Below are 2,827 nucleotides of genomic sequence, written 5' to 3' on the forward strand. Positions count from 1 at the left end.
ACCCACACGCTGCTGAGGCTGCCGCTGGGGCCAGTCGTCGGATAGGTCGCCTTGCTCCTGCTGCCGGGCAGAGCCTTCAGAAAGGGGAGGCTGGAGCGCGGCACATAGGACGACTGTCTTTTCAACTGTTCCAGTTGGGCTTTGGTCACCGGATTGACCGTCATTTCGATGTTGGTCTTCTCCGCCACCCCGACGAGGTTGGCATTCAGCACGAAGTTGGTGTTGCCCTCACGGTAAAAATTGAGGGAGTTGGGTTGATAGTTGCCCTCGAAGCCGAGCTGTTGCCCCTGCTGCGGCATCTTCCAGCCCTGCGCCAGCAACTGTTTTTGGAGCGCGTCACGGGTGGCCGCAGCGCCCAGCGGTGCACTGGCGAAGATCCGGTAAAACACCGTGCTGTTCGCCGAATACTTGGTGCGGACGGCACCGACCACCTCGAAAGGCGCGGGCAGTTTGAGCGGCAGGGCGGCGGGCAGCCCGTAGGTCACTTCGGCCACGCTGCCCGACCCCGTCATGCTGGTCATCAGCCGCTCGGCCAGATTCTGGGCCTGGGTGACCGTGGGCGCGGGGCCAGTCGTCACCACTTTGGCAGGCGGCAAGGTCTGGGCCTGAGCGACAGAGATGAGCAGGAAAGCAGACCACGCGATTTTTTTAGACATGCCGTCATTTTAGGCAGGCCGGGCAGCGCAGTCGTCCGACTTTAGGTGGAGGCGAGAGGTCAGGACGACTCCGGTTTTCTGGGCGCGGTGGGGGAGGTGACTGCGCTTTCCTTCGGCGTTTCTACTGCGTGTTCCAGCGCCGCCGCGAGGTCCAGCTCGCCCTCTTCCATCTGACGCTGCATCTCGGCGTCGCGCTCGGCGTGGGCTTCCCTGGCGGCCTCGGCCTCTTCTTCCTCGCGCTCCATCTGCTCCTCGACCTGACCGCCGATGAGGGCCATCGCCACCGCGTCGGGGATGTTGGGGGCGTCTTGCACGTAAAATTCCTGATAAATCGCCTTGATGATGATCAGGAAGGGCACGGTCAAAAAGGCCCCCACGATGCCGAACACACTGCCGAACAGCAGCACCCCCACCGTCACCGACAGGGGGTGCAGTTTGCCCGCGCCGCCCAGCAAAAAGGGGGCCAGCAGAAAGCTCTCGAGTTGCTGAAAGACCACGGCAAAAATCAGGACGTAGAGGCCCTTCTGGGGGTCTTCGGCAGCGGCGAACAGGATGGGCGGGATGGTCGCCACGATGGGACCGATGTTGGGCACCAGCTCGCCCAGCGACGCCAGAATCCCGAAAATCAGCCAGTTGTCCACGCCCAGCAGCAGCAGCCCGCCCGCCATGAAGCCGCCGGTCGCCAGCATAATCAGCAGCGTGGCGCGGCCCCAGGCACCCAGTTGCTTGAGCACCTGCGCCAGGGCGCGGGCGGCCTTCAAGCGGTGCTGTGGCGGCACGGCCCCCAGTACCCCGTTGACCAGCGGCACGGGATTGCTCAGGACGAAGACCACCATCACCAGCGTGACCAGCCCCATGAACAGGCCGCCCACGACGGTCGAAACGACATTGGGCAACCCCTTGACCGCGCCGCTGGCGAAGGTGCTGGCCTGCTCGATCAGGCGGTGAATCGAAGATTCGGTGAGCACCGAATTGACGGCGGGATAGCGGTTGACCACTTCATTGATGCGACTTTCGAGTTCCGGCATGCTGGTGGGCATGCTGCTCACCAATTTGCTCATCTGCGCGACGATGGGCGGCACGGCGATCCAGCCCAGCGCCCCGATGACCAGCAGCACCAGCACCACGCTGACCAGCCCCGCCGCCGCACGCGGCATCCAGCGCTCCAGCCAGCGGGCCAGCGGGTTGAGGGCCGTCGCCAGAATGAGCGCCAGGGTAATTGCCAGCAGCGCCGGGCCGACCTGCCCGAAGAAACTCAGGGCCAGCAGCATGGCGATGACCCCCGCCGCAACCGGCAGCAGGTTGAGCACCCGCACGCGTTCGGGCGGCTGGGAAGGAGACGGAGCGGCAGGCGTCCAGCGGTGACGGGTCATGGAGGCTCCATGATGACGTGAAGCGACTCCGGTCAAAAGAGGCATTCCGGGGGGGATGGCAGAGTTTTACGGCTTCAGGCGACTGTTGTTGTCTCACGCGACAGTTCAACCTCATCCAAAAGCCTTATGCTGCCGGACATGACGCCTTCTCCCCACCGCACCAACCCGCTCTGGGTGGCGGTCGGTTTCCTGCTGACGGGCCTGGGTTTTGCCGGACTGGTGCTGCCCGGACTGCCCGGCACCGTGTTTTTCGTGCTGGCCGCCGCCGCCTTCGCCAAGGGTGACCCCCGCTGGGAGGCGTGGCTGCTCTCACGCCCGGTGGTGGGCCAGATGGTGCAGGACTACCGCGACGGCAAAGGCATGCCGCTGCGGGCCAAGTGGCTCGCCTGCCTCTGCATCGTGCTGGCGGTGGCTTTTAGCCTGACGCGGATTCCGGTGCTGGCCGGGCAGGTCGCCTGGGTGCTGGTGGCGCTGTTCGGTATCTGGTACATCACCCTGCGGGTTCCCACCAAAGTCGAGTGAAGGCTTGAGCGCCGCCGAACTCCTCGCGGCCCTGGCCCTCGACCTCGGCGCGGAGGCGGTGGGCTGGAGCAGCGCCGCCATTCCGGTAGAAGCTGTCGAGGAATATGCGGGCTGGCTGGCGGCAGGCAGGCACGCCGGAATGACCTATCTGGAACGGCAACTCGCCGCCCGCGCCGACCCCGGCAGCCGTCTGGAAGGCGCGGCGAGCGTGCTGGTGCTGGGGGTGTCCCACGCCTTCGCGCCGCTGACGCCCCCGGCGGGCGGCATCCGGGTGGG

The 2,827-nt window shown here is 65.7% G+C and carries 3 protein-coding genes and 1 pseudogene; 2 read left to right on the forward strand and 2 right to left on the reverse strand.

What is annotated here, in order from left to right; translation table 11 throughout:
- Both Q4C89_RS00570 and Q4C89_RS00575 read right to left on the reverse strand, forming a co-directional pair.
- Positions 1 to 656, reverse strand: a 656-nt coding sequence (locus tag Q4C89_RS00570) for a hypothetical protein (protein WP_303100664.1), incomplete at its 3' end; no start/stop codon positions are given.
- A gap of 59 nt (positions 657 to 715) precedes the next feature.
- Positions 716 to 2,029, reverse strand: coding sequence for an AI-2E family transporter (locus Q4C89_RS00575; protein WP_303100665.1), 1,314 nt, complete (start codon positions 2,027 to 2,029; stop codon positions 716 to 718).
- Between the two features lie 138 nt (positions 2,030 to 2,167).
- Here Q4C89_RS00575 and Q4C89_RS00580 point away from each other — a divergent pair, with 138 nt between their 5' ends.
- On the forward strand, positions 2,168 to 2,551 hold the full coding sequence (locus tag Q4C89_RS00580) for a YbaN family protein (RefSeq protein WP_303100666.1): 384 nt from the start codon (positions 2,168 to 2,170) through the stop codon (positions 2,549 to 2,551).
- Between the two features lie 4 nt (positions 2,552 to 2,555).
- Positions 2,556 to 2,827 (forward strand): annotated as a pseudogene (locus Q4C89_RS00585) (tRNA epoxyqueuosine(34) reductase QueG); the annotation flags it as partial.

Source organism: Deinococcus sp. (assembly GCF_030523985.1).
GTDB lineage: Bacteria > Deinococcota > Deinococci > Deinococcales > Deinococcaceae > Deinococcus.